20 protein-coding genes are annotated in these 24,029 nt (G+C 68.9%); 8 read left to right on the top strand and 12 right to left on the bottom strand.

The genetic code is table 11. The annotated features are described in order from the left end of the window. Nucleotide 1 precedes the first annotated feature (1 nt). From P9849_RS08940 to P9849_RS08975, 8 genes are all read right to left on the bottom strand, one after another. Entirely contained in the window at nt 2–994 is a 993-nt protein-coding gene (locus tag P9849_RS08940; protein ID WP_278266489.1) for a nickel transporter, read from the bottom strand. A gap of 62 nt (nt 995–1,056) precedes the next feature. Beyond that, complete coding sequence (locus tag P9849_RS08945; RefSeq protein WP_278266490.1) at nt 1,057–2,004, bottom strand: urease accessory protein UreD; 948 nt, start codon at nt 2,002–2,004, stop codon at nt 1,057–1,059. Next, nucleotides 2,001–2,615, bottom strand: a complete 615-nt coding sequence (gene ureG, locus P9849_RS08950; protein ID WP_066212142.1) for an urease accessory protein UreG — start codon at nt 2,613–2,615, stop codon at nt 2,001–2,003. Before ureG ends, P9849_RS08945 begins: the two co-directional genes overlap by 4 nt. Before the next feature lie 10 nt (nt 2,616–2,625). Beyond that, nucleotides 2,626–3,342, bottom strand: a complete 717-nt coding sequence (locus P9849_RS08955; RefSeq protein WP_278266491.1) for an urease accessory UreF family protein — start codon at nt 3,340–3,342, stop codon at nt 2,626–2,628. Beyond that, nucleotides 3,342–3,815: an urease accessory protein UreE gene (ureE, locus tag P9849_RS08960; protein ID WP_278266492.1), complete on the bottom strand. Its 474-nt coding sequence runs from the start codon at nt 3,813–3,815 to the stop codon at nt 3,342–3,344. The genes P9849_RS08955 and ureE overlap by 1 nt, the downstream gene beginning before the upstream one ends. A 37-nt stretch (nt 3,816–3,852) precedes the next feature. Further along, on the bottom strand, nt 3,853–6,006 hold the full coding sequence (gene ureC / locus P9849_RS08965) for an urease subunit alpha (RefSeq protein ID WP_278266493.1): 2,154 nt from the start codon (nt 6,004–6,006) through the stop codon (nt 3,853–3,855). An 8-nt stretch (nt 6,007–6,014) separates the two neighbouring features. Further along, complete coding sequence (locus P9849_RS08970; protein WP_278266494.1) at nt 6,015–6,317, bottom strand: urease subunit gamma; 303 nt, start codon at nt 6,315–6,317, stop codon at nt 6,015–6,017. A 159-nt stretch (nt 6,318–6,476) separates the two neighbouring features. Next, nucleotides 6,477–8,171, bottom strand: a complete 1,695-nt coding sequence (locus tag P9849_RS08975; RefSeq protein WP_278266495.1) for a hypothetical protein — start codon at nt 8,169–8,171, stop codon at nt 6,477–6,479. 343 nt (nt 8,172–8,514) lie between these two features. On the opposite strand from P9849_RS08975, the gene P9849_RS08980 reads away from it, so the two are divergent. From P9849_RS08980 to P9849_RS08990, 3 genes are all read left to right on the top strand, one after another. Continuing rightward, nucleotides 8,515–10,386: a beta-glucoside-specific PTS transporter subunit IIABC gene (locus P9849_RS08980; protein ID WP_278266496.1), complete on the top strand. Its 1,872-nt coding sequence runs from the start codon at nt 8,515–8,517 to the stop codon at nt 10,384–10,386. Between the two features lie 33 nt (nt 10,387–10,419). Then, nucleotides 10,420–11,853 carry a glycoside hydrolase family 1 protein gene (locus P9849_RS08985; RefSeq protein ID WP_278266497.1) on the top strand — a complete coding sequence of 478 codons (1,434 nt, stop codon included), beginning with the start codon at nt 10,420–10,422 and terminating at the stop codon, nt 11,851–11,853. 119 nt (nt 11,854–11,972) lie between these two features. Next, the gene (locus P9849_RS08990) at nt 11,973–12,815 is read left to right on the top strand and encodes a PRD domain-containing protein (RefSeq protein ID WP_278266498.1); all 843 of its coding nucleotides are present in this window, start codon (nt 11,973–11,975) and stop codon (nt 12,813–12,815) included. An 81-nt stretch (nt 12,816–12,896) separates the two neighbouring features. On the opposite strand, the gene P9849_RS08995 is transcribed toward P9849_RS08990, so the two are convergent. From P9849_RS08995 to P9849_RS09010, 4 genes are all read right to left on the bottom strand, one after another. Further along, nucleotides 12,897–13,763 carry an HAD-IIB family hydrolase gene (locus P9849_RS08995; RefSeq protein ID WP_278266499.1) on the bottom strand — a complete coding sequence of 289 codons (867 nt, stop codon included), beginning with the start codon at nt 13,761–13,763 and terminating at the stop codon, nt 12,897–12,899. Between the two features lie 177 nt (nt 13,764–13,940). Further along, nucleotides 13,941–14,795 carry an alkaline phosphatase family protein gene (locus P9849_RS09000; protein WP_278266500.1) on the bottom strand — a complete coding sequence of 285 codons (855 nt, stop codon included), beginning with the start codon at nt 14,793–14,795 and terminating at the stop codon, nt 13,941–13,943. Between the two features lie 158 nt (nt 14,796–14,953). Next, the gene (locus P9849_RS09005) at nt 14,954–16,999 is read right to left on the bottom strand and encodes a right-handed parallel beta-helix repeat-containing protein (RefSeq protein ID WP_278266501.1); all 2,046 of its coding nucleotides are present in this window, start codon (nt 16,997–16,999) and stop codon (nt 14,954–14,956) included. A 107-nt stretch (nt 17,000–17,106) separates the two neighbouring features. Further along, the gene (locus tag P9849_RS09010) at nt 17,107–18,267 is read right to left on the bottom strand and encodes an ROK family transcriptional regulator (RefSeq protein ID WP_278266502.1); all 1,161 of its coding nucleotides are present in this window, start codon (nt 18,265–18,267) and stop codon (nt 17,107–17,109) included. 89 nt (nt 18,268–18,356) lie between these two features. Here P9849_RS09010 and P9849_RS09015 point away from each other — a divergent pair, with 89 nt between their 5' ends. From P9849_RS09015 to P9849_RS09035, 5 genes are all read left to right on the top strand, one after another. Further along, the gene (locus P9849_RS09015) at nt 18,357–19,739 is read left to right on the top strand and encodes a Gfo/Idh/MocA family oxidoreductase (protein WP_278266503.1); all 1,383 of its coding nucleotides are present in this window, start codon (nt 18,357–18,359) and stop codon (nt 19,737–19,739) included. Beyond that, nucleotides 19,736–21,028, top strand: coding sequence for an extracellular solute-binding protein (locus P9849_RS09020; RefSeq protein ID WP_278266504.1), 1,293 nt, complete (start codon nt 19,736–19,738; stop codon nt 21,026–21,028). Before P9849_RS09015 ends, P9849_RS09020 begins: the two co-directional genes overlap by 4 nt. After that, complete coding sequence (locus P9849_RS09025) at nt 21,025–21,987, top strand: sugar ABC transporter permease (protein WP_278266505.1); 963 nt, start codon at nt 21,025–21,027, stop codon at nt 21,985–21,987. The genes P9849_RS09020 and P9849_RS09025 overlap by 4 nt, the downstream gene beginning before the upstream one ends. Further along, on the top strand, nt 21,984–22,859 hold the full coding sequence (locus P9849_RS09030) for a carbohydrate ABC transporter permease (RefSeq protein ID WP_278266506.1): 876 nt from the start codon (nt 21,984–21,986) through the stop codon (nt 22,857–22,859). Before P9849_RS09025 ends, P9849_RS09030 begins: the two co-directional genes overlap by 4 nt. A 192-nt stretch (nt 22,860–23,051) precedes the next feature. Beyond that, complete coding sequence (locus tag P9849_RS09035) at nt 23,052–24,029, top strand: hypothetical protein (protein WP_278266507.1); 978 nt, start codon at nt 23,052–23,054, stop codon at nt 24,027–24,029.

Genomic DNA, 24,029 nt, shown 5'->3' on the forward strand with positions numbered 1-24,029 from the left:
TTCAGCCCACGGACGGGCGTCGCACCCGGCGCGCCAGGGCCGCGACGGCCCACACCACGAGGAAGGACGCGACCAGGAGAAGGCCTGCGTCACCGAGATCGATCGAGGCCAGGAACCCGGTGACGGGATCCGCCAGCCCCAGGAGCTCCCGGAAGAGCGCCCCGAGCGTGATGGTGGCGACGAACAGTGCCGAGACGGCGGACATCCCGGTCACCACCAGGTTGAAGCGGAGCCGTTGCAGGGGCTGGGCGAGCGCGTTCCGGTAGAGCGTCATCATCGCGGCGCCGTTGGCCGTGTCGAAGAGGGTCATCGCGGCCGAGAACGCGAACGGCATGGCCAGCAGCGCGACGGCGGGCACCCCGGCCAGGACGGCCGACGCGGAGGTCACGAGCAGGCCGACCGTGGTGGCGGTGTCGAAGCCGAGCCCGAACAGGAACCCCACCGCATACAGGTGGCGCGGCGCCTGCACGGCCTTCAGCGGCGCGGCCACCAGGCGCGCCGCCAGGCCGCGCGGTTCGAGATCCTGGGTGCTGACCGGACGGCCCTCCCGCAGCAGCCGTGCCGTCCGGGCCGTGCCGAAGAAGGCGCCCGAATTGAAGAGGCCGAGCGTCAGGAGGAAGAACCCGGACACGGCCGCCCCCGTGCAGGACAGCACGACGTTCGCGGTGCTGCCCTCGGCGAAGAGCTGCTGCATGGAGCCCACCCCCAGCACCAGGAGCGCGCAGGCCAGGACCACCACGGTGCAATGCCCCAGGCTGAACGCCAGGCCGACGCCGGTGTGATACCTGCCTTGCGCGGCGAACCGGCGGCTGGAATTGTCGATGGCCGCGATGTGGTCCCAGTCGTAGGAGTGCTTCACGCCGGCCAGGTACGCCACCGCGCACAGGCCCAGGGCGGCGCCGGACTGCGGCCCGGCGGCGGCGAGAAGGAACGCCCCGGCCAGGAGGTGCAGGACGAGGACCACGGCTGCGGCCCGGAGGGTCTTGTGTCGCATCTCGGTACTTCCTCAGGTCTGTGGTTGCGGCGGTCGGGGTCTTCCGTGGTCGGTGTGCGCCGTCAGTATTTGCGAAGGTCGACGGGCGGCTGCCCATGCCATTCCCGGCGCATCCAGTCCAGTGTCCGGTGGAGGACGGCTTCCGCGGACTGGGTGCTGCCGGTCAGGGCTCGCAGGACGAAACCCGGCACGGCCAGGCGGGTGATCCCCAGCAGTGCGCCGGACGACGCCGACGGCAGCAGGACGCCGAGCTCCTCGCGGAGCCGCTGCACGGCGTCGTCGTCCGCGCGGGGGTCGACCACGAGCAGCGTCGCGAGGTGCGAGTGCCCGCCGAGCATGAGACGGGCCGTGCCGCCCTGGTCCGGGTGTAGCAGGAGGTTGTCGGAGACCGCGAGCCGGTCACCGACATGGACACGGGTGCGCAGGGACACCTCGTCGAAGCGGAACGGCGTGCCGTCGGGCGCCCAGCCATGCGTGACGGTCTCCGCGAGGGCGAGCGACGCCGACGGATGCATCCGCACCTCGGTGTCCTGGTGGTAGCTGGCGGCCTGATAGGCGATCAGCGCGTCCGGGACGGATTCGAGGCGTGCACCGGCGTCCAGGCGGAACACCTGGCTCGACCGGGCGGGCCCCTGGGGTGTGCGGTAGACCTTCGTCGCCGATTGCGTGGTCAGCAGGAGCGAGGTGTCCGCGCCCAGCTCCGCGCCGAGCACGTACCGGTCCCCGCCCAGGTAGCCGCCGCCCGGGTTGATGGCGGTGACAAGGACCTGCTCGGCCTGCCCAAGCTGCTCGGCCTGCCCAGTCTGCCCGGTCTGCTCCACTGTCCTCCGAGCGGCGGGCCGGGCCCGGTCCCCCGGATGGAGCGGCCGGAGCATCCGGAGCGCGCCGGAGTGGAACTGCCCGGCGACCACGGAGCGGCCGTTCCGGGCCTCGAGCCGGAGTCGCAGCTCGCCCGTGGGCTCGGCCGGGCCGGACCCGGCAGCCCCGGGCGCCACCGTCGTCACGGTCACGCGAGGTCCGTCATGAGCACATCCCGGCGGATCCAGTTCAGCACGTAATCCAGGCCGTCGTCGGTCTTGAGGTTGGTGAAACAGAACGGGCGGTCTCCGCGGAACGACCGCGAATCGCTCTCCATGACCGCCAGATCCGCGCCCACGTGCGGCGCCAGGTCGGTCTTGTTGATGACGAGCAGATCCGACTTGATCATGCCCTGCCCGGCCTTGCGCGGGATCTTCTCCCCCTGTGCCACGTCGATGACATAGACGGAGAAGTCCACGAGTTCCGGGCTGAAAGTGGCCGAGAGGTTGTCGCCGCCCGATTCGACGAAGATCAGCTCCAGGCCGGGGTGGCGTTCCTTCAGATCCTCGATCGCGGCCGTGTTCATGGAGGTGTCCTCGCGGATGGCGGTGTGCGGGCAGCCGCCGGTCTCCACGCCGACGATCCGGTCCTCCGGGAGCACGCCGTTGCGCGCCAGGATCTTGGCGTCCTCGATCGTGTAGATGTCGTTCGTGATGGCGGCCATCGAGAAGTCGTCGATGAGCGCACGGGTCACGCGCTCCACCAACTGGGTCTTCCCGGCGCCCACGGGGCCGCCGATGCCGATGATCACGGGATCGTTCATGGTCTGCTCCTCAACTGGCGAACATGCGCGCACGCTGGTGCTCGTGCCGCATCTGATGGATTTCAAGGGCGGGCGCTGCAGCGCCGAAATGCCGCTCCTCGGCGGTCCTGGACCGTTCGACGGCGGCGGGCACCCGGGCGCGCACCCCCGCCAGGACACGCTGCCCGGAGAGCTGGCCCAGCGGGATCGCCCGCACCGCGTTGTAGGCGAGGGAGGTCAGCGCCGCCGAAAGGTGCGCCTCCACGACGGTGTCCTCGTCGAAGCCGAGCCCGTGCGCCGCGAGGGCGAACGCCAGGACGAAGTGGCCCTGGCAGTCTCCCGCGGCCACCGCGTCGGCGTAGGCGTCCACGGCCGTCGACGGGAACGACTCCCGGGCGATCTCCAGCAGGCGGCGGCCCATGCGCAGGCTCGCCTCCCGGAGCTGGCGTGGGATGAGCAGCGCGCCGAGTTCGGCGTCGAGGTCCTGAAGACCCTCAAGAGCCGCTCCGCCGGGGTGGTCCCCCAGCTCAGCCGCGAACCGGCAGGCCTGGCGCACCGCGATGGCGTCCGTGAACGTCAGCTGGGTGCTGAGGTACCCCTCCAGCCAGGCCAGCAGGGTGTGCTCGTCCGTCACCTCGCCGCTGTCCAGGTACGGTTCCAGGCCGAAGGAATGGCTGAACGCACCGGTCGGCAGGGCCGAATCGGTGAGCTGGAGGAGTGCCGCGAGGCTGGGGGCCGGACGGCTCATCAGTGGGTGTGCTCCGCGTGGCGGAACGGCACGGCCATGACCCGTTCCTGACGGCTGTACGGCACGTGATGGTGGTTCAGGAAGTCCTCCACGGTGTGGTCGTACTGGCACACCATGACGTCGGCTGCATAGTCCGAGGCCGGCCCGAAGAACTGCGCCTGCAGGTGGCGGTTGCCGAGCGAGTGGGCCGTGAACAGCGCCTCACCGATGCTCCGCGGCGCGATCACCAGCACGTCGCTGGCCTCCACGGCCACCACGACGGCGTTCCCCTCCTCCGCGAACAGCACGTCGCCGTCGCGCAGATCGGGTGAGCCGGCCGGCAGCCGGATTCCGAGCTCGCGGCCGTGGTCACTGGTCACGCGCTGAATCCGCTTGGCCAGGTCCGCCACGGGAAGGGTGACCTTCTCGCGGTGGCCGGCCGGGAAGGGGTGGTCCTCGTCATGGATGTTGCCGAGGATGCTGGTCACGATCATGGTCGACTCTTTCTCCGGGTCCGGTCCGGAACGGCTATCAGAACAGGAAGTACCGCTGGCCCAGAGGCACGGTGTCCACGGGATCGCAGGTCACGGCCTCACCGTCCACCCGCACTTCATAGGTCTGCGGATCGACCTCCAGCCGCGGCGTCTCGCCGTTGAACGGCAGATCCTGTTTCCGCAGCGTGCGGATGCCGTGCACCGGGCGGATGACTTTCCTCAGCCCCAGCGAGGCGGCCACGCCGGCGTCCACGGCCGCCTGCGAGAGGAAGGTGATCGAGGAGGCCTGCACGCTGCCCCCATACGCGCCGAAGGCCATGCGGAGGGTCTGCGGCTGCGGCGTGGGGATCGAGGCGTTCGGGTCGCCCATCACGGAGTTGGCGATCGTGCCGCCCTTGAGGACCAGGTCCGGCTTCACACCGAAGAACGCCGGATCCCAGAGGACCAGGTCCGCGAATTTGCCCACTTCGACGCTGCCCACCGAGTCCGCGATGCCCTGCGCGATGGCGGGATTGATCGTGTACTTGGCGACGTACCGCTTGATGCGGAAGTTGTCCGAATCCGTGCCGGCGTCCGGCGCCGTCGTGCTGCCGTCGGGATTCAGGTGACCTCGCTGGGCCTTCATCTTGTCCGCCAGCTGCCAGGTGCGGGTCACCACTTCCCCCACGCGGCCCATGGCCTGGGAATCGCTCGACATGATCGAGAACACGCCGAGATCATGGAGCACGTCCTCCGCCGCGATGGTCTCGGGCCGGATGCGGGAATCGGCGAACGCGACATCCTCGGGGATCGATGGGCTCAGGTGGTGGCACACCATGAGCATGTCCAGGTGTTCCTCCGCCGTGTTGCGGGTGAAGGGGATGGTCGGGTTGGTCGAAGCCGGCAGGACATTGGGCTGAGCCGCGATGGCGATGATGTCCGGCGCGTGACCGCCTCCGGCGCCCTCCGTGTGGAAGGTGTGGATCACCCGGTCCCCGATGGCCGCGACCGTGTCCTCCAGGAAGCCGCATTCGTTCAGGGTGTCCGTGTGGATGGCGACCTGCACGTCGTACTCGTCCGCGACCTGCAGCGCCCTGTCGATCGAGGAGTGTGTGGCGCCCCAGTCCTCGTGGATCTTGAGGCCGATGGCGCCCGCGCGGATCTGCTCCGCGAGAGGTTCGGTGCTGCTGGCATGCCCCTTGCCGAGCAGGCCGATGTTCATCGGGAACGCCTCCGCGGCCTGGAGCATCCGGGCGATGTGCCAGGCGCCGGGCGTGACCGTGGTGGCCTTGGTGCCCTCGGCCGGTCCCGTGCCGCCGCCGATCATCGTGGTCACGCCGGACGCCAGAGCGGTGGGGATCTGATCCGGGGAGATGAAGTGGATGTGGGTGTCGATGCCGCCCGCGGTGAGGATCTTGCGTTCCCCCGCGATGATCTCGGTGGAGGACCCGACCACGATGTCCACGCCGTCCTGGATGAGCGGGTTCCCGGCCTTGCCGATCGCCTGGATGTGGCCGTCGCGCAGCGCGACGTCTGCTTTGTAGATCCCGCTGTGGTCCACGATGAGCGCGTTGGTGATGACCGTGTCCGGCACGTCGCCGCCGTCGCGTGTCACCTGGCCGTTCTGTCCCATGCCGTCGCGCAGCACCTTGCCGCCCCCGAACACCACTTCCTCGCCGTAGACGGTCAGGTCCCGCTCCACCTCGGCGAACAGCCCGGTGTCACCGAGGCGGACGCGGTCACCGGTGGTGGGCCCGTAGAGCTGCGCGTACTGCGTGCGCGGGATGGCGAGATTCGGCAGGCCGCCTTCCGCTTCCTCGGCCGACGACGACGGCGCCGCCCCCGCACCGTCGTTCGCGGCCACCGCGTCATCCAACGGGCCCTCGGTCAGTCCGCGGAGACCGTACACCTCGCGCGCTCCGGCGAGCGGGACGAGCCGCACGGTCTTGGTGTCCCCCGGCTCGAAGCGCACCGCCGTGCCGGCCGGGATGTCGAGCCGGAGCCCGTGTGCCGCCTGCCGGTCGAAGTCGAGGCCGCGGTTGGTCTCGGCGAAGTGGAAATGCGACCCGACCTGGACCGGCCGGTCGCCCGTGTTGGTGACGGCGAGCTCGGTGACGGGACGGCCCGCGTTGAGCGTGATGTCGCCATCCGCCACCAGGGTCTCGCCGGGCGTGAAGGACGGGGCGGACGCGATGCTGTTCTCGATGCTCATGGCTCGGCCTAACGGATCGGTTCGTGGACGGTGACGAGCTTGGTGCCGTCGGGGAAGGTGGCCTCGATCTGGACGTCGTGGATCATCTCCGGCACCCCGTCCATGACGTCCTCGCGACGGAGGATCGTGGCTCCCCAGGACATCAGTTCCGCCACCGAGCGGCCGTCCCGCGCCCCTTCGATCAGTTCGTAGCTGAGGATGGCGATCGCTTCGGGATAGTTGAGTTTCAGCCCGCGCGCCTGTCTGCGCCGCGCCAGATCGGCGGCGACCACGATCATCAGTTTTTCCTGCTCACGTGGGGAAAGACGCATGGGGAGGCTCCTGCGGACTGGAGTGGCGGCTCAGGGCTCCGGCACTCTCGGGGTGGGGGAATTTGATCGTACGACCACACGCGGCGGATCTGTTTCATGGGGCAACAGAACCGTGGCGTGTCGCTGTTTGTTACCGAGGGACCCTCGGCCGTCGCCCTCTCACCGCGGATCGGCAGGCAGGACGTGCGCGCCGCTGCGGTCCGTCGCGAGAGCGAGCGAGGACACATAGCGGATCTCGCCCTCCGGCCCGTCCACAGCGGAGCGGATCATGTCCGGGCGTTCGAACTCCAGCCCCGTGACGTGGCACAGCAGCGTCTCCCCGGAGGGGTTGCCGTGCTCGTCGAACATCGGTAGGTCGACTCCGTCGTCGGCCCGGCGCAGGTAGTACCTGCCGCGGGTCAGGACGGCCATGAGCGGGGTGGCGATGAACGCGACCAGGACGGCGACCACGGGCGAGAACGGCTGGATCGCCGTACCGAAGGCCCCGAAGAAGACCGCGATCGAGAGGCCCGCCGAAAGGATCATCGAGACGAAGCCCACCGGGTTGATCGCGTAGAGCATGCCGCGGCGGAACTCCGGGACCTTCGGGGAGATCTTCAGGACGTACTTGTTGATGCCGATGTCCGTGGCGACCGTGACCACCCAGGCCATGGCGCAGTTCGCGTAGAAGCCGAGAATCGCGTTGAGGAAGGAGAACATGTCAGCCTCCATCAGAACCAGGGCGATGCCCACGTTGACCACCACGAACACGAGCCGTCCCGGGTAGCGGCGGGTGAGCCGCGTGAAGGAGTTGGTCCAGGCCAGCGAGCCGGAGTACGCGTTGGTCACGTTGATCTTGATCTGGGAGATGACCACGAGGACCACCGCGAGCGTCATGGCGAGCCACGGCGGCATCATCTCGCGGTAGACGCCGAGGAACTGATGCACCGGCTCATTCGCCGTCGCCGACGCCGCCGGGTCGAGCCGCGCGACAAGGTACACCGCGATGAACAGGCCGACCGCCTGCTTGATCGCGCCGAACACCACCCAGCCCGGACCGGCCAGGATCACGGCGCGCCACCAGGAGCGGCTGTTCTCCGGCGTCTTGGGCGGCATGAAGCGCAGGTAGTCGATCTGCTCGGCGATCTGCGCCATGAGCGAGAGGCACACACCGGCGGCGAGCATGGCCGAGGCGAGATCCACCCCGCCCTGTCCCGAGGTGCCCTGGTAGCTGAGGAAGGCGCCGAGCGAATCCGGGTGCGCCGCCACGAGGTACACGAGCGGCACCACCATGAGCAGGAGCCACAGCGGGGTGGTCCAGACCTGCAGCTTCGCCAGGGCGTTCATGCCGAAGATGACGAGCGGGATGATCAGCACGGAGGAGATCAGATAGCCCAGCCAGCGCGGGATGCCGAGGCCCAGCTCGAGACCCTGGGCCATGATCGAGCCTTCGAGGGCGAAGAAGATGAAGGTGAAGACGGCGAAGATGACGTTGGTCAGGATGGAGCCGTAGTAGCCGAAGCCGGAGCCACGGGTGATGAGGTCCAGGTCGATATTGTAGCGGGCCGCGTAGTAGGCCAGCGGGAAGCCGGTCACGAAGATGATCACAGCCGCGATCGCGATGCCGAGCAGCGCGTTCACCGTGCCGTACGCCATGCCGATGTTGGCGCCGATCGCGAAGTCCGCCAGGTAGGCGATGCCTCCCAGCGCACTGGTCGCGACGACGCCGACGCCCCACTTCCGGTACGAGCGCGGCGCGAAGCGGAGGGTGTAGTCCTCGAGGCTCTCGCGGGTCGCCGCCTGGGCGGCGGCGTCCTGCGAGGATGCCTGCTGAGATGGTGGGGTCTGGGGTGTGGTGAGGGTGTCCTGCGTCAAGAGCGGCCTCCTGGTGATCGGATGAGGTTCCTGCGCAGCACGCTACGGAGCCGCCATGCCCCCGCGATGACGCTGGTGTTTCGGCGAGGTATCGACGTGTGTCGGCGGGGTAAATCCGTGTTTCGGCGACATTTCGCAGAAGCCGGGCCGAAGCCGGCCCGCATCACTTGCCTGTGAATCAGATCACGTGTATCTTCAACTTTTGTGGTCCTCTGAGGCCGCGAAGGATTGTCACCCGGGATGAACCGGGGCAAGACCTAGGAAACACCCCTCTGGGTGGGTCCTAGGTCTTTTGTCGTTTCCGGGCCAGTGCGGGCACGGAAACAGGAAGAAAGGACCTACCATGGCATCGGTCGATTACAGGTCGCTGGCCGCCGACATCCTGCGGGAGGTCGGCGGGGAGGACAATGTGTCCAGCGCCGTGCACTGCGCCACCCGCCTGCGCCTGCGCCTCAAGGACGAGGGCAAGGCGGACACGGCCGCCATCGAGAAGCTCCCCGGCGTCATCACCGTGATGAAGGCCGGCGGCCAGTACCAAGTGGTCATCGGCAACGACGTCCCCACCGTGTACGCGGAGCTGAGCCGGATCACGCGCTTCGGCTCCGAAGACGCGGGCGCCGGGAGCGATGCTCCCGCGCAGGGCAATCTGTTCAACCGCTTCATCGACATGGTCTCCGGGATCTTCACGCCGATGCTGTGGCCACTGGCAGGATCGGGCCTCTTCAAAGCCTTCCTCACCATGGCCACCACCTTCGGCTGGATCAAGGCCACCGACCAGAGCTACATCATCCTGGCCGCGGCCGCCGATGCGCTCTTCTATTTCCTGCCCATCTTCCTCGCCGTGACCGCGGCCCGCCGCTTCAAGGCGAACCAGTTCACGGCCATGGCGATCGCCGGGGCCCTCGTCTACCCGACCATCGTCGCCCTCGCGGCCGAGGGAAAGCCTGTCGCGTTCGCCGGGATCCCGGTCGTGATGATGAACTACACCAGCTCGGTCATCCCGATCCTCGTGGCGGTCTGGCTGCTCGGCTACCTCGAGCGCTTCCTGCTGAAGATCCTCCCCTCGGCCGTCCGCAACTTCCTGGTCCCGCTCCTCTGCATCGCGATCATGGTCCCGTTGACCCTCATGACGGTCGGCCCGGTCACCACCTTCATCTCGGCCGGCATCTCGAACGGCGTCTCGGCGATCTTCGGCTTCGCCCCCTGGCTGGCGGGCGCCATCATGGGCGGCCTCTGGCAGGTCTTCGTCCTCTTCGGCCTGCACTGGGGCTTCGTCCCGCTCATGGCCACCGATCTCGCGACCCTGCACTACTCGATCATGTTCGGTCCGGTGGTCCCGGCCGTGCTCGCCCAGGCAGCCTCGATGCTCGCCGTCGCCCTCCGCAGCCGGAGCGCCAAGCGCCGGGCCGTGGCCGCGCCCGCCGCCCTGTCCGGATTCCTCGCCGGTGTCACCGAGCCGGGCATCTACGGCGTCAACCTTCCTCTGAAGAAGCCGTTCTACTTCGGCATCGCGGGCGGCGCCGTCGGCGGTGCGATCGCGGGCATGGGCGGCAGCGCGGCCACGGCGTTCGTGTTCCCGTCCCTGCTCTCCCTTCCCGCCTTCTCCCAGGTCGGCAGCTTCGCCGTCCTCATGCTGGGCGTCCTGGCCGCGGTCCTCATCGCCTTCCTCCTCACCTTCTTCTTCGGTCCCCGCGAACAGGCCGACGACGACGCCGCCACCGCCGCGCAGGAACCGGCCGGCCCCGCCGTGGCCGCCGACGGGAACATCACCGTCCTGGCCCCCGTCACCGGGGCGGTCGTCGCCCTGGCCGACGTCCCGGACAAGGTCTTCGCCTCGGGCGCGATGGGTGCGGGCCTCGGCATCGTCCCCGAAGAGGACCGGGTCTACTCCCCCGTCGCCGGCACCGTCCAGGCCGTCATGAAGACCGGCCACGCGTACGGCATCAAGTCGGACGACGGCGTCGAGGTGCTGGTGCACATCGGCATCGACACCGTGCAGATGAAGGGCGAGGGCTTCGTCTCCGCCGTGTCGCGCGGCGATCGCGTCGAGGCCGGCACCCTGCTCGCCACCGTCGACCGCGCCAAGGTCCTGGAGGCCGGCTACGACACCACCACCCTCATGGTGGTCACCAACACCAAGGACCTCACCGCCGTCGTGCCGCTCGCCCAGGGCCGCCTGACGCATGGGGTGCCGGCGCTCGACGTCGAACTCTGATCCGGTCCCGAAAAGAAGACAAGGAGCACCAGCATGAGCAACACCGTGACCCGGCCCGCGACCGGCCCCTTCCCGGAGGGCTTCCTCTGGGGCGGCGCAACCGCCGCGAACCAGGTGGAGGGGGCCTACGCCGAGGGCGGCAAGGGGCTGTCCATCCAGGACGTCATGCCGCACGGCATCACCACACCCCCGACCGAGGGACCCACGCCGGACAACCTGAAGCAGGTCGCCGTGGATTCGTATCACCGGTACGCGGAGGACATCGCGCTCTTCGCCGAGATGGGGTTCAAGGTCTACCGCTTCTCCGTCGCGTGGAGCCGCATCTTCCCACTCGGCGACGAGGCCGAGCCGAATGAGGAGGGCCTCGCCTACTACGGCCGCGTCCTGGACGAGCTGGAGAAGCACGGCATCGAGCCCCTCGTGACCATCAGCCACTACGAGACCCCGTTGCACCTCGCGCGGCAGTACGGCGGCTGGACCAATCGGGAGCTGATCGGGTTCTACGAGCGGTACTGCCGGGTGCTGTTCGAGCGCTTCGGCGCACGCGCAAAGTACTGGCTCACGTTCAATGAGATCAACTCGGTCATCCACGAGCCGTTCATGTCCGGCGGCATCCCGACGCCCCGCGAGGAACTGACGGACTCCGATCTCTACCAGGCCATCCACCACGAGCTCGTGGCGTCCGCCCGGGTGACGCGCCTGGCCCGCGAGATCATGCCGGAGGCCAAGGTCGGCTGCATGATCCTCGCACTCCCGGTGTATCCGCTCACGCCCGCCCCGGCCGACGTCGTGAAGGCGATGGACACCGCTCACGCCAGCTACGCGTTCGGTGACATCCACTGCCGCGGTGAGTACCCGGGCTACCTCCTGCGCTTCTTCCGGGACAACGGCATCGAGCTGGAGATCACCGAACAGGACCGGGAGGACCTGCGGAACACGGTCGACTTCGTCTCCTTCAGCTACTACATGAGCATCTGTGAGACCGCCGATCCGGACCACCACGTCCAGGGACCCGGCAACATCATGGGCGGAGTGCCCAACCCGACCCTCGAGGCCTCCGAGTGGGGCTGGCAGATCGACCCGCAGGGCCTGCGCGTCGTGCTGAACGACTACTGGGAGCGCTGGCAGAAGCCGCTCTTCATCGTGGAGAACGGTCTGGGCGCCAAGGATCAGCTGGTCGAGGTGGACGGCGCGAAGACCGTGGAGGACGACTACCGGATCCGTTACCTGAACGATCACCTCGTGCAGGTGCGCGAGGCGATCGCCGACGGCGCGCAGGTGCTCGGGTACACCACGTGGGGCTGCATCGACATCGTCAGCGCCTCCACGGCGCAGCTGAGCAAGCGCTACGGGTTCATCTACGTGGACCGCAACGACGACGGCTCGGGCACCCTGGAGCGCTACCGGAAGAAGTCCTTCGGCTGGTACCGGGACGTGATCGCCGCCAACGGCGCCAACCTCGCCTGACCTCTTCCGCATCCCTGCCGTGTGGCGGGACCGCCCGGTCCCGCCACACGGCCGTATCCTCTCCCCAGGAGCTCTTCCGGGACGTTCCGACCGATTCCGACAGACAGGCAGCACCCATCGTGGAGATCCTCCGCGTTTTCAACAACAACGTCGTCCTGGCCCGCAACGACGCGGGGCAGGAGACCATCCTGACCGGCCGGGGCCTCGGGTTCCAGGCCAAACCGGGCCAGCAGGTGGATCCGGCCAAGGTGATCCGGGTCTTCGTGCCGGAGAACGGCCGCGACCCCGACAACTTCGGGGCCGTGGTGGCCGCGATCCCGCCCGAACATCTGCTGCTGGCCGATCAGGCGCTCAAGGCCGTGTCCGCCGAGTTCAGCGACGCCGTGGGATCGACGCTCCTGGTGGCCCTGGCGGATCACCTGAGCTTCGCCATCAAGCGCGTCCGGCAGGGCATCCGGCTCGAGTATCCGCTGCGCTCCGAGGTCCTGCATCTCTACCCTCACGAGTTCCGTATGGCCCGCCGGACCGTGGAGCACGTCAACGCAGCCCTTGAGGTGAGCCTCCCGGAGGAGGAGTCCGTGGCGGTGGCGCTGCACCTGGTCAACGCGGGATTCTCCACCGGCAATCTCGCCTACACCTACCGTATGACGGGCGTGCTGACCCAGTTGTTCGAGGTCATGGAGACCGCCTACGGGCGCCCGTTCGACCGCGACTCGGTGAACGCCGCCCGCTTCATCACCCACCTGCGGTACTTCTTCGTGCGGGCCCACTCCGGGCGACAGCTCAACGAAGGCAATGACAAGCTGTTCACGGCGATCCGGGAGGCCTACCCGGCGGATTACGCCACCGCCGTGAAGCTCCAGTCCGTGCTGGAACTCCGGCTGGATCAGGAGCTCACGGACGACGAGGTCGCCTACCTCACCCTGCACCTGGCCCGGATGGCGGACGACTCCCGCGGCTGAACTCCCGCTGCCGAACGGGCGGGGCCGAGCGGGACTGGCTGGTCGGGTTTGCCGGGCGGGACCGGCGGGCCCGGCCAGGCGTCAGCCCAGCAGGCCGAGTTCCGCCAGCGCGCGGGCCACACCGTGCTCCGCGGGACCGGCCGTCATGCGGTCCGACACCGCCACCAGGTCCGGGGCCGCACCCTCGACGGCGATCCCGATCCCCGCGTACTCCAGCATCTCCAGGTCGTTGGCGCTGTCGCCGATCGCGATGATGTCCTCACGGACCAGTCCGAGATGGTCCTGGACCACCTGGATGCCCACCGCCTTGTGGGTTCCCGCGACGAAGATCTCCCCCGCGGTGTCGCCGAGCGCCGACAGCGAGCTGGGCACGAGTCCCACCTCGGGGCCCAGTTCGGCGATCACCTGGGTCAGCGGGGTGTCCGAGGCGAAGCAGGAGACCTTCGCGAAGGAGGTGCCGCGCAGGTCATCGGCGTACCGCATGGGGCCGAGGATGTCCGCCGCCGGATCCACCGTGGCGCTGTGACGCCCCGGGCTCGTCTCCCGGCCGGCGAAGATGGGGGCCAGGACCTCGCGGAGCCGCTGATCCACCCCGTGGCGGCCGTGCAGGGCGTGCGGAGCTTCCAGGATGTACGCGGCGTGGTGGGCGTCGAGCGCCTCGATCACGCGATCCGCCAGACCCTGCTCGAACCGGGTGTCCCGGAGGGTCTCACCACCCACATCCACGCGGGCGCCGGCACCGGAGACGACGCCGTCGAAGCCGGGGTCGAGGATGCGGTCCGCGATCATCGCGAGGGGCCGTCCGGTGCAGAGGAACACCTTGTGGCCGACGCTCCGCGCCAGCTGAACCGCCTCGACATGTGCGTCCGGCACCAGGCCGTGGTCCGCGTAGGTGCCGTCGATGTCCAGGAAGACGGCGCGAGGACGGAAGGGCTGCTGGCTGGTCACGCGGGATCTCCTCGGGTTGATGTCGGCCCTTCCGATCCTATCGGCCGGGCACCCCTTCCGCGGGCCGGAGACCACCTGGTGGACACGACGACGGCGACCCCCGCCGGGCCCTGCGCCGGCACCCGGGGCGGCGGCGCCGTCGTCGTCCGTCACGAGGCGACGGCGCCTCCGCGGGGCTCAGCCGAGCGGGCTCCCCAGGAGTCCCCAGGACGGTTCGGGCTCGATCCCGAGGAGGGACAGGATGTGCGGGTGGACGTCCGCATGGTCCACGTCGGCGCGCTGCCCGGGTCCGCCGAGGCCCGGGCCAGCGGCGCACATCCAGGCCGTGCGTTCCTCGTCGCTGTCGCCGCCGTGGTGCCCGGCGTCGCGATGACCGTGATCGGTCAGGACGATCACGGTCCAGTCCTCGTCCCCACGGGTGGGACGCTGTTCGATCGCGGCGAGCATGACCCCGATCTGCTCGTCGCAGCGTTCGATCGCCTCCTGGTAGCGGGGCGTGACCCCCTCGTGGTGCCCGACCATGTCGACCAGGAGCAGATAGGCGAACGTGACCGTCGGCGCGTCGTGGAGCAGCGTGCGCGCCACCCGGGACGTGACCGCCTCGTCCATGACCTCGATGACGTCCAGCTCCCCCTCCTCAGAGTCCACCGGCAGGCCGGGCCGGTAGCCGCCCGGCGCGAAGACCGGACCCCCGGCGGACTCCGTCACGAGGGGTCCCCAGGCGGCCGCGGCGAACGTGGTGGCTCCGGGCACGTGCTCCCGCACACGGCTCAGGAAGTCCGGGTACTCCTCCAGCCGATGGCCCGCGAGCTGATTGTCCCGGATGCCGTGGAGGTCCGAGTAGACGCCGCTCGCGACCGTGGACCACACCGGCCCGGAGATGGTGGGGTTGCGCTCGTCGACGCGCACCGGCGCCAGGAACCCCTGCCCTGCCAGCGCGTCGAGATGCGGGGTGTGGGCTTTCAAGAGGCTGTCGTGACGGCAGCCGTCCACGCCGATCACCAGGATGTGCTGCTTCTTCGCTGCGGGCATGTCGTCTGCCGCCTTTCGGTGTGCTGGTGGTGCCGCCGGGGCTGGACCCGGCGCGGGGCGTGACGGAGCCACGCCCACTCTCGCAGGCCGGACGCCGGACCTCAAGGAGGCCCGGCGTCCGGCAGGCTCGGTGGCTGAGACCGGTGGTTGAGACCGGGTCAGCGTGTCGAGATCTCGCTGACCGCCAGATTGCCCCACGTCAGGTTGGCCGCCTTGACGACCAGCCGGATCTTGCCCGTCGTCACGGCGGACGGCAGCTGGACCGTCTTCCGTTCAACGGCAGCGGAGTTCCCGGTCCAGCTCAGCTGAGTATTGGAGACCTGCGTGACCCAGGCGGCGCCGTCCCAGCTCTGCACGTCGACGGTCTTGATGCCCTGGCCCGCGCCGAAGATGGTCGCCAGTTCCACGGCCTTCACGCTCCGCGGATTCGCGAACTCCAGGGTGATGTTCCCGGGGAACCGGACCCCGCTGGACGGGCTCGCCCAGGGGGTCAGATCGCTGCCGTCGGCGATGGCGGCGGGCACGGTGGACTGACCGTTGCCGAAGCTCGTCGTCACCGTCGGCGCCGCCTCGTTCAGGCCCGCGCCCGCGGTCGACTGCACCGCGCCGAGGTCCGCCATGCCCGAGGGTAGCAGCGTGCCGCGGACGTCCCGGCCGCCGTCGAACGGGATGTCCAGTCCCTGCGCGGTGACGGGCGATCCCGCCGTCGGGGCGTACCCGGCCAGGTCGTTGATCGAGGTGGCCGCACCCGGCGCGCTCAGACCCGCGGTCCCACTGAGGGCCGCACGTTCGCGGGCCGGGATCGGTCCGCTCTGGTAGAAGTTGCGGTCGTAGGTCACCGCGGCGGAGTCGCGGTAGGCGAGGCCCGCGCCGTTGTAGATGATGTTGTTGCGGAAGCTGACGTTGGAGACCGAGGTGTTCCAGACCTTGACCATGCTGAATTCGGCGCGGTCCGGGTTGTTGGCGATGAACGGCGTCAACGGGGTCCAGATGGTGTTGTTGTAGATGTCGATGTTCTTCGCGTTCGTGGACAGCGCGAAGATCTGATTGCCGTCGCCCTGGCTCACGTTGTAGCGGATGGTCGCCTCCGCGGGACCTGTGCCGGTGGAGACGGCGATGAAGAAGCCGCCCTCGTTGTCGTGGCTGTAGTTGTACTGCACCAGGCTGCGGTGCACGGAGGCGTCGGCGTCGAAGCCGTTGCCATCGCTCGCCAGGCCCCAGTACTTGGTGCCGGACACCTCGTTGTACTCGACCACCGTGTCATCGGCGCCGGCCCACCAGATGCCGACGTTGCCGTGGTTCTGGGCGGTCTTGTCCACCCGGTTGTGATCGATCCGGGCGCCCTGGGCCTGCATCACCGTGATGCCGCCGGCGGAGATGTCATGGACGGTGTTGCCCGTGACGACCGTGCCCGTGCTCGGCGTCCAGGGGCGGTAACCGCCCGCGGGGACCGGCATGAAGTCCCAGAGGTCGTTCCAGCCTTCGCGCTGCATCCAGGAGGACCACGTCACGATGCCGTAGGACCGGGAGTCGGCCACCTCATTGCCTTCGATCCGCAGGTTCCGATAGAAGGTGGGGGTCGTGGAGCCCAGAGCCGAGACGATGATCCCGCCCACCGAGGGATTCGAGGAGTCGTTGCCGCTCGTGGCGCCCTGGATGCCGTGGACGTAACTGTTCCGGACGGTCACCCCGGCCACTGCACCGTAGTCGCGCGCCGTGACCTGGATGCCGATCCGCGGAGTGGCGCCTCCATTGGTGTTGGTCACCTCGAGCCCGTCGATGGTGATGTCGTGCTCGTTCTCCACCTTCACGGCGGCGTCCACGGCGCCCGCGCCGTCGATCCGTGGCTTGGCCCCGGTCCCGTAGCCGCCGACGACGATCGGCTGGCCCGGCGCGCCGGAGCCATGCGTGGCAAGCTGGCCCGTCCACTGCCCGCCCGCCTTGAACAGGATCCGGTCCCCCGGTCCGAACGTCTGGGCCGAGACCTTGGACAGGCTCTTCCAGGCGGTCCCCGGGGACCGGCCGTCCGCTGTGTCGCTGCCCGCCGGATCGACGTAGTAACTGGTGGTGGTCTGCACTGCCGTCTGGATCCCGGCCTGCGCCGTGACCTCTCCCGGCAAAGCCACGGCCGGAGCCAGGCCTGTCGCCAGGAGGACACCGCTGCTGGCAAGGATGGCACCGATGGTGCTGGTCCGTCGCTTCATGGCACTCCTCATCGAGTTCACTAATGAAAGGAGTTTTAATTAAGTACAGGCGGCCCGGACCCGCGTCAAGGATTATTTCCAGCCTCTCCGAACCGGCCGGGCGGCGGTCAGGAGGCTGCGGCGAGTGGCGCGGGCAGCACGCTCTCGACGTCGTACAGCTGATCGTCCACCAGGTTCAGCGCGTGGCGCAGGGCCCCCGACACGACGGCGCGCTCCCCCAGCGAGGACAGGCTGAGCTGGGGCGCTTCGATGCAGAGCGGCGCCAGGTAGCGGGCGAGCGGCTCCAGCAGGATCTCCCCGGAGCGCGAGACGCCGCCCCCCAGGACCACGAGTTCCGGATCGAGCGTCAGGACCAGCGCGGCGATGCCTTCCGCCAGGTCGCTGGCATAGCGCTCCACCGCCCAGCGGGCTTCGGCGTCGCCGGTCTTGGCGGCGTCGAACACCGTGGCCGCCACGGATTCGCCGGGCGTTCCCTCGCTCAGGCCGGAGAACGCCGCAAGGCGCGACGGCGCACGGTGCCAGCCGACGAGCGGCAGGGCTCCGATCTCACCGGACAGCCCGCGGGCGCCGCGGTAGAGCTTGCCGTTGATGAAGAGCCCCGCTCCCGTCCTCATGCCGCAGTGGATGTACGCGACCTCGCTGTACCCCGCCGCCACGCCCTTCCAGGCCTCCGCCATCGCCGCGAGATTGCAGTCGTTCTCCACCGCCACGGGGCAGGCGTAATCCTCGGCGAACGCGCCGGCCAGGTCGACACCTTCCCAGCCGGGCAGCGCGACGGAGTGGGTGACGACGCCCGCGGTGCTCACTGTGCCGGTGGTCCCGACGCAGACGGCGGCCAGCGCCGACGGCGTCAGGCCGGCGTCCGCCACGGCCTGGGCCGCGGCGGCCCGTGCCGCCCGGAGCCGCGCCTCCCGTCCGTGGTCCGGGAGCACCGCCACGGATGACGAGCCGACCGGCTCCCCCGCGAGATCCGCCACGACGGCACGCACGGTCACCGATCCGATGTCCACGCCCATGACGTGCCCGGCGTCCGCCCGGAACTCCACCAGGCGCCGCGGACGGCCCACCTGGCCGGTCTCCGGATCATGGGAGAGCAGCCACCCGGCGTCGAGGAGCGAATCCACGATGCCTTCCACGGTGGGGCGGGACAGCCCGCTCTGCGTGGCCAGCTCCGTCAGGCCCATGGCTCCGTTGTCGCGGAGCAGTTTCATGGTCAGGACCGCGTTCTGGCGTCGCAGACGGGAGGTGTCACCTCGGCGCAATTCCACATTCACTCCTTCTCAAGGTCTTGACAGTTCCCTTCCCGGGACCTCAGATTAAAGAAACCTCTTTTAATTTCTATGGTCGGGGGAACCACGTGCAGTCTGCAAGTCCAACGGCGTCCGCTCCTCCAGCGGACGCACCCACCCTCGCCGTGATCGGCGCCGGCCTCCGCAGCACGGTCTACGCCCAGCGGGCCCTGACGACCGGCGCTGCGAGGATCGTCGCCGTCGCGGAACCCGATCCGGTGCGCCGCGAGCGGTTCGCCCGTGAGCACGGCATCCCGGCCGAGAACGTCTTCACCGACTGGGAGGACCTCCTGGCCGGCGAACGGCTCGCCGACGGCGTCATCATCGGGACTCAGGACCGGATGCATGCCGGACCGGCCGTGACGGCAGCCGGGAAGGGCTATCACATCCTCCTGGAGAAGCCGATCGCGCCCACCGAGGAGGAGGCCACCCGCATCCTGGCCGCGGCGGAGGAGAACGACGTCATTCTGGCCGTCTGCCACGTCATGCGGTACTCCCCCTACACGCGGGCCCTGCGGAGGATCCTCGAAGACGGCACTATTGGTCAAGTGATCAATGTGCAGCATCTGGAGCAGGTGGGCTGGTGGCATCACGCTCACTCCTTCGTCCGCGGCAATTGGCGCAAGGAGGCGGAGTCCGCCTCGCTCCTTCTGGCCAAAGCTTGCCACGACGTCGATTGGCTTGCCTACATGATGGGAGCAATCCCACAGCGTGTCTCCTCCTTCGGGGCGCTGACCCACTTCACGGCGGCAGCCCGCCCCGCGGGCGCCGCCGACCGCTGCTGGGACTGCCCTCTGGAAGCCATCTGCCCGTACTCGGCCAAGCGTCTGTACCTCGGGTGTCTCGGCGATCCGGAGAAGGAATTCTGGCCGCTGTCCGCCGTCACGGAGGACGCCACTCCCGAAGGCGTGGAGCGGGCGCTGCGCACCGGCCCGTACGGCCGCTGCGTCTACGCCTGCGACAACGACGTGGTGGACACCCAGACCGTCTCCCTCGAATTCGGCACCGGCGCGACGGCGACCATCACCGTGACAGCGTTCGCCGCCCTCGAACATCGCAAGACCCGGATCTTCGGGACGCACGGGTCGATCGACGGCGACGGCCGTCACCTCCGGATCCACGATTTCGTCTCGGACAGCTGGACCGAGATCGACACCGGTGGGGGCGACGACGCTTCCATGGCCGGCGGGCACGGTGGCGCCGACGAATCCCTGGCGGACGCCTTCTTCGACGCCCTCCGCCACGACGATCCGTCCCGGATCCTCAGCAGCGGACGCGAGAGCCTCGACACCCACCGGGTGGTCTGGGCCGCGGAGACCGCCCGGAAGCAGGGCACCGTGGTCACGATCCCGCCGTCGCCGGACCGTCCGGCACCGGTGCTCCCGCCCACAGCACTTTCAGCGACACACCTTTCAATGACGAAACAGGAAGAATCGGAGTACACAGCATGAAGAACCACTCACTGCGGATCCTCACCGCCGTCGTCCTGGCCGGCGCGGTGGCCACCGGCGCCTCCGCGTGCGGCCAGAAGAACAGCGCCTCCGCGGCCGCCGAGCGCACGCTCAGCTACCGTTCCATCTGGAGCGCCGACGAGCCGCAGGCCAAGATCCTCAAGAGCGCCCTGGACGACTTCGCCCAGCAGGAAGGCGTCAAGGTCGACGTCAAGTTCGTGGGGCGCACGGGCGGTGACGCGCTGACCACCGAGATGGCCGCAGGGAAGGGGCCGGATCTGTTCGACGCCGGCTCGGACAATCTGCCCGCATGGCGGGCCCAGAACCTGGCCGCCCCGGTGGACGACGTGCTGAAGATGCCCGTCCCGGGCGAGAACGGCAAGACGGTCGGCGATCTGGTGCCGGCGGCCCTGCAGAAGGCCGCCTCGGATGACAAGGGCCTCGGCTTCCTTCCGCACACCGCCATCTCGACCGCCGTGTGGTTCGACGCCGCCAAGCACCCGGAACTCGCGTCCGCTCCCCCGAAGACCTGGGATGAGTTCGTCGCGTACCTGAACAAGGCCAAGGCCGCCGGTCGGACCCCGATCTGCCAGGACGGGACCGTCCCGTTCTACAACGTCTACTGGCTGTACTCCGCCCTGGTGAACGCGGGCGGCTCGGGCAGCCTGCTGGGTCTTCAGAAGACCTCGGAGGCATGGGACGAGCCGGAGGTCCTCGCGGCCGCGGGCAAGGTGGAGCAGCTGGCCAAGGGCGGCTACTTCCAGCCGAACTTCATCGCCACCAAGTACCCGGCCGCCCAGAACGACTGGGTTCAGGGCAAGTGCGATCTGAATATCAACGGCACCTGGCTCGCCAGTGAAGTCGCCTCCGCCACCCCGTCCGGCGCCCAGATCCGTTCCTTCCAGCTCCCCGTGGGCGGTAAGGACTCCGTGGAGGCCGGCGCGCTGGGCCTCGGAGTGAATGCCAAGGGCAAGAACGCCGAGGACGCCAAGAAGTTCCTCGCCTTCTTCGAACAGTCCAAGTACCAGAAGCGCATCGCGGACGAGGCGAAGAACATCCCGGCCCGCAGTGATGTGCCGGCCCCCAAGGCCCTCTCGGACGCGCAGAAGGCCCTGGCCGAGGCCAAGGACGTGCACCTGACCTACGACACCGCCGCCGGCAACAAGGCCTGGTGGAACGACATGTTCCTGCCCCTGGACGACCAGCTCCTCCAGGGCAAGATCAGCGCGGCCCAGTTCGTCCAGCAGGGCAAGCAGAAGTCCGCTCAGATCATGGCCGGGCAGAAATGACCAGTCGCCTCGCGGATGCCGGGGCGGTCCCGCAGAACCGGACCGCCCCGGCGGAGGTGATCCGCAAGCCGCTGCTGCCGTCCCGGGAGAAGGTCTTCTGGGCCTTCCTCGGACCGGCGCTGGCGCTCTACACGCTCCTGTTCGTGGCGCCGTCCTTCTTCGGCGTCTGGGTCAGTCTCACCAAGTGGGCCGGTCCGGGATCGGAGATGTCCTGGCGTGGCCTGCAGAACTACGTGTCGCTCCTGGGCAATGAGGCCTTTCTTCGTTCCTTCGGCAACACCCTGGTGCTCGCGGTGGTCAGCGGGACACTCGTCTTCGGCGTCACCTTCCTGAGCATGGTGGTGCTGCGCCAGCTGAAGGGCCGGGCGTTCATCCGCTCCGTGGTCTTCCTGCCGGTGATCATCTCCCCCATCGCGGTCGGCGCGGCGATCGGCTTCCTGCTCAACCCCGACGGCGTGGCGAACCGCATCCTCGGTTTCTTCGGCATCGCGCCCGTCGGCTTCCTCGGGCCGGACACCGTCTTCGCCTGCATCATCGGCGGGGTGGTCTGGTCTTCGACCGGCCTGTACATCGCGCTCATGCTCTCCGCCATGGACGCGATCCCGGAGGACCTGTACGAAGCGGCTCTTCTGACCGGCGCGTCGAAGTGGCAGCAGTTCCGCTTCATCACGCTGCCGCTCTCCTGGGACGTGTTCGCCGTGGCCTCGGTGCTGTGGGTGGTGAACAGTCTCAAGACCTTCGAGATCGTCATCGCCTTCACCACGGGCGGCGCGGTCGGCGTGCCGCCGATCCAGGCCCGCACCGTGGCGGTCCAGCAGTACAACTCGGTGGTGGTGAGCGGCGGCGTGCCGGACCTCGGAGCCGGCGCCGCCATGGGCGTCATCGTGACCGTCCTGACCATCATCCTCATCGTCCTGGTCCGCCGGATCACGGCCCGCGAACAGGTGGAGCTCTCATGAGGAAACTCGGCCGCTTCTGCGGCAACGTCTTCGTCCCGTCCGTCACCGTCGCGGCCCTGTGGGTGTGGGTGGCGTTCAACCTGGTGCTGGTCGCCTGGATCGGCATCCAGTCGCTCAAGACCTCGGGGGACATCATCCAGAACCCGTTCGCCCTGCCCACCGACCCGCAGTGGAAGAACTTCGGCACGGTCTGGGAGCTCGGGCAGTTCGCCCAGGCGGCGCTCAACAGCGTGGTCGTCACCGGTGTCGGAGCGCTGCTCATCGTGGCGATCGCCGCGCCGGCAGCTTATGTCCTGGCCCGGTCGAGCAAGAAGGTGGCCGGCCCGCTCACGGCGTACTTCGCCGTCGGGCTCTCGATTCCGCTGCAGACGCTCGCGGTGCCGATCGTGGTCGCGAAGCTGGGCCTGAGCAGCTTCATGGTGGACTGGGTCACCGGCTGGTGGGACGACCGGATCACGCTGCTGATCTTCGAGGTCGTGTTCTCGCTGCCGTTCGCCGTCTTCGTCCTCACGGGCTTCTTCCGCTCCCTCCCGCACGAGGTGGAGGAGGCGGCGGAGGTCGACGGCGCGGGCCCGCTCACGCTGTTCCGGCAGATCGTGCTCCCCCTGGCGAAGCCCGGGCTGACGACCGTTCTGGTGCTCAACATCATCGGCCTCTGGAACTCGGCGCTGCTCGTGATGCTGATCGTGTCCGATCCGGAGCAGCGCACTCTTCCGGTGGCCCTGCTGAACCTGTACTCGGCCATGCAGTACAGCTCCGATTGGGGCGGCCTGTTCGCCGGGATCGTGATCCTCGTGTTCCCCATGGTCGTGCTGTATCTGTGGGTCGGGCGGAGGATCATCGACGGCATGACCGCCGGCATGGGCAAGTGACGCCGCCGGCGAAGCCCGGGACCGCCGCATCTCCGTGATCCCGGGCCTCCCGCGTGTCCGCACACCGTTCGCCTGGCGGACACGATTCGTCCATGGTCCGGACGATCGTGATGATTTAGCATGAACCATCACACTCGCCCTCGGCGGACGGACCTGGGACCCATCCGCCGGCACCTCTGACCGGAGGCCTCCATGCCCTCATCCTTGTCCGCGTACCTCGATGCCCTGTCCGGCGACCGCCGCAGCATCCATTCGACCCTGACCGCAGCGCTCCGGCAGCGTCTCGCCCCCGGCCCGGCGCTCGACGGGCTCGTCTTCATCCCGGGCGAGCCGCGCCCCGTGCACAGTGACCATGAGGAGGTGTTCTGGCAGGCCACGGAGCAACTGATGCTGTCGAATCCCTCAGGAGAGGACGAACTGCCGCTCGCCTGGCTCGGCTATCACGTGAAGAGCCGCTTCTCCGGCCGGCGCGAGGCGCAGGGCTTCCTGATCACCGACCGGCGGCTGGTGGTCAAGGACGATGTGGACGGGATCTTCGGCAAGGCGCTCCCCCGCCAGTATCCGCTGTTCACGGGTCCCGGCGGGGCTGCGGCGTCCGCGGCAGGGACCGCGACGGTCGCGACGGAGTCGTACAACTGGGAGTACTCGTCCGGCCTGCTGGATGACGATCGCACCGCCGGCCTGAGCCGCCTGCTCGCCGACGCCCTCCTCACCGTGCTGGAGCTGTCGCCGTCCCTCGGCGCCACGGTTCCGCAGGCGCCCATCACCGCCACGGACCTCCGTGGCCGCGTGCAGGAGCTGGGTCTCGGCGACGTCGTGAAATACGACGACGACCCCAAGCAGGCTAAACACTTCGCCAAGGCGGCGAAGAAGCTGCCTCTCGAGCCGGGCGAGCGCCTGCTGGCGGCTTTCACCTCGGCCACCCTGATGGGCGTCTACGGTCTCCTCGTCACGGACCGGCGCCTGCTCTCCCGCGATCTCGGAGAGGAACCGGTCAGCACGGACCGGGCCGCCATCGATCCCGAAGGCCTGCGGCTGAGCCCCGACAGCGACCGTCAGATCATCGCCGCTCCGGGCTCCGTCCATCAGCTGCCCGAAGGCCTCAGCCCCGAGCAGCGCCAGGCGCTCGTCACCCTGCTGCGGGAGTATGCCGAGGGGCGCGTGGCCTGA

The sequence above is a fragment of the Arthrobacter sp. Y-9 genome (genome assembly GCF_029690065.1).
GTDB lineage: Bacteria > Actinomycetota > Actinomycetes > Actinomycetales > Micrococcaceae > Arthrobacter_E.

Coding starts and splice junctions, on each gene's coding strand:
- P9849_RS08940 (WP_278266489.1), bottom strand. CDS start 994: ATGCGACACAAGACCCTCCGGGCCGCAGCCGTGGTCCTCGTCCTGCAC.
- ureG (WP_066212142.1), bottom strand. CDS start 2,615: ATGAACGATCCCGTGATCATCGGCATCGGCGGCCCCGTGGGCGCCGGG.
- P9849_RS08955 (WP_278266491.1), bottom strand. CDS start 3,342: ATGAGCCGTCCGGCCCCCAGCCTCGCGGCACTCCTCCAGCTCACCGAT.
- ureE (WP_278266492.1), bottom strand. CDS start 3,815: ATGATCGTGACCAGCATCCTCGGCAACATCCATGACGAGGACCACCCC.
- ureC (WP_278266493.1), bottom strand. CDS start 6,006: ATGAGCATCGAGAACAGCATCGCGTCCGCCCCGTCCTTCACGCCCGGC.
- P9849_RS08970 (WP_278266494.1), bottom strand. CDS start 6,317: ATGCGTCTTTCCCCACGTGAGCAGGAAAAACTGATGATCGTGGTCGCC.
- P9849_RS08980 (WP_278266496.1), top strand. CDS start 8,515: ATGGCATCGGTCGATTACAGGTCGCTGGCCGCCGACATCCTGCGGGAG.
- P9849_RS08985 (WP_278266497.1), top strand. CDS start 10,420: ATGAGCAACACCGTGACCCGGCCCGCGACCGGCCCCTTCCCGGAGGGC.
- P9849_RS09000 (WP_278266500.1), bottom strand. CDS start 14,795: ATGCCCGCAGCGAAGAAGCAGCACATCCTGGTGATCGGCGTGGACGGC.
- P9849_RS09005 (WP_278266501.1), bottom strand. CDS start 16,999: ATGAAGCGACGGACCAGCACCATCGGTGCCATCCTTGCCAGCAGCGGT.
- P9849_RS09020 (WP_278266504.1), top strand. CDS start 19,736: ATGAAGAACCACTCACTGCGGATCCTCACCGCCGTCGTCCTGGCCGGC.
- P9849_RS09025 (WP_278266505.1), top strand. CDS start 21,025: ATGACCAGTCGCCTCGCGGATGCCGGGGCGGTCCCGCAGAACCGGACC.
- P9849_RS09030 (WP_278266506.1), top strand. CDS start 21,984: ATGAGGAAACTCGGCCGCTTCTGCGGCAACGTCTTCGTCCCGTCCGTC.
- P9849_RS09035 (WP_278266507.1), top strand. CDS start 23,052: ATGCCCTCATCCTTGTCCGCGTACCTCGATGCCCTGTCCGGCGACCGC.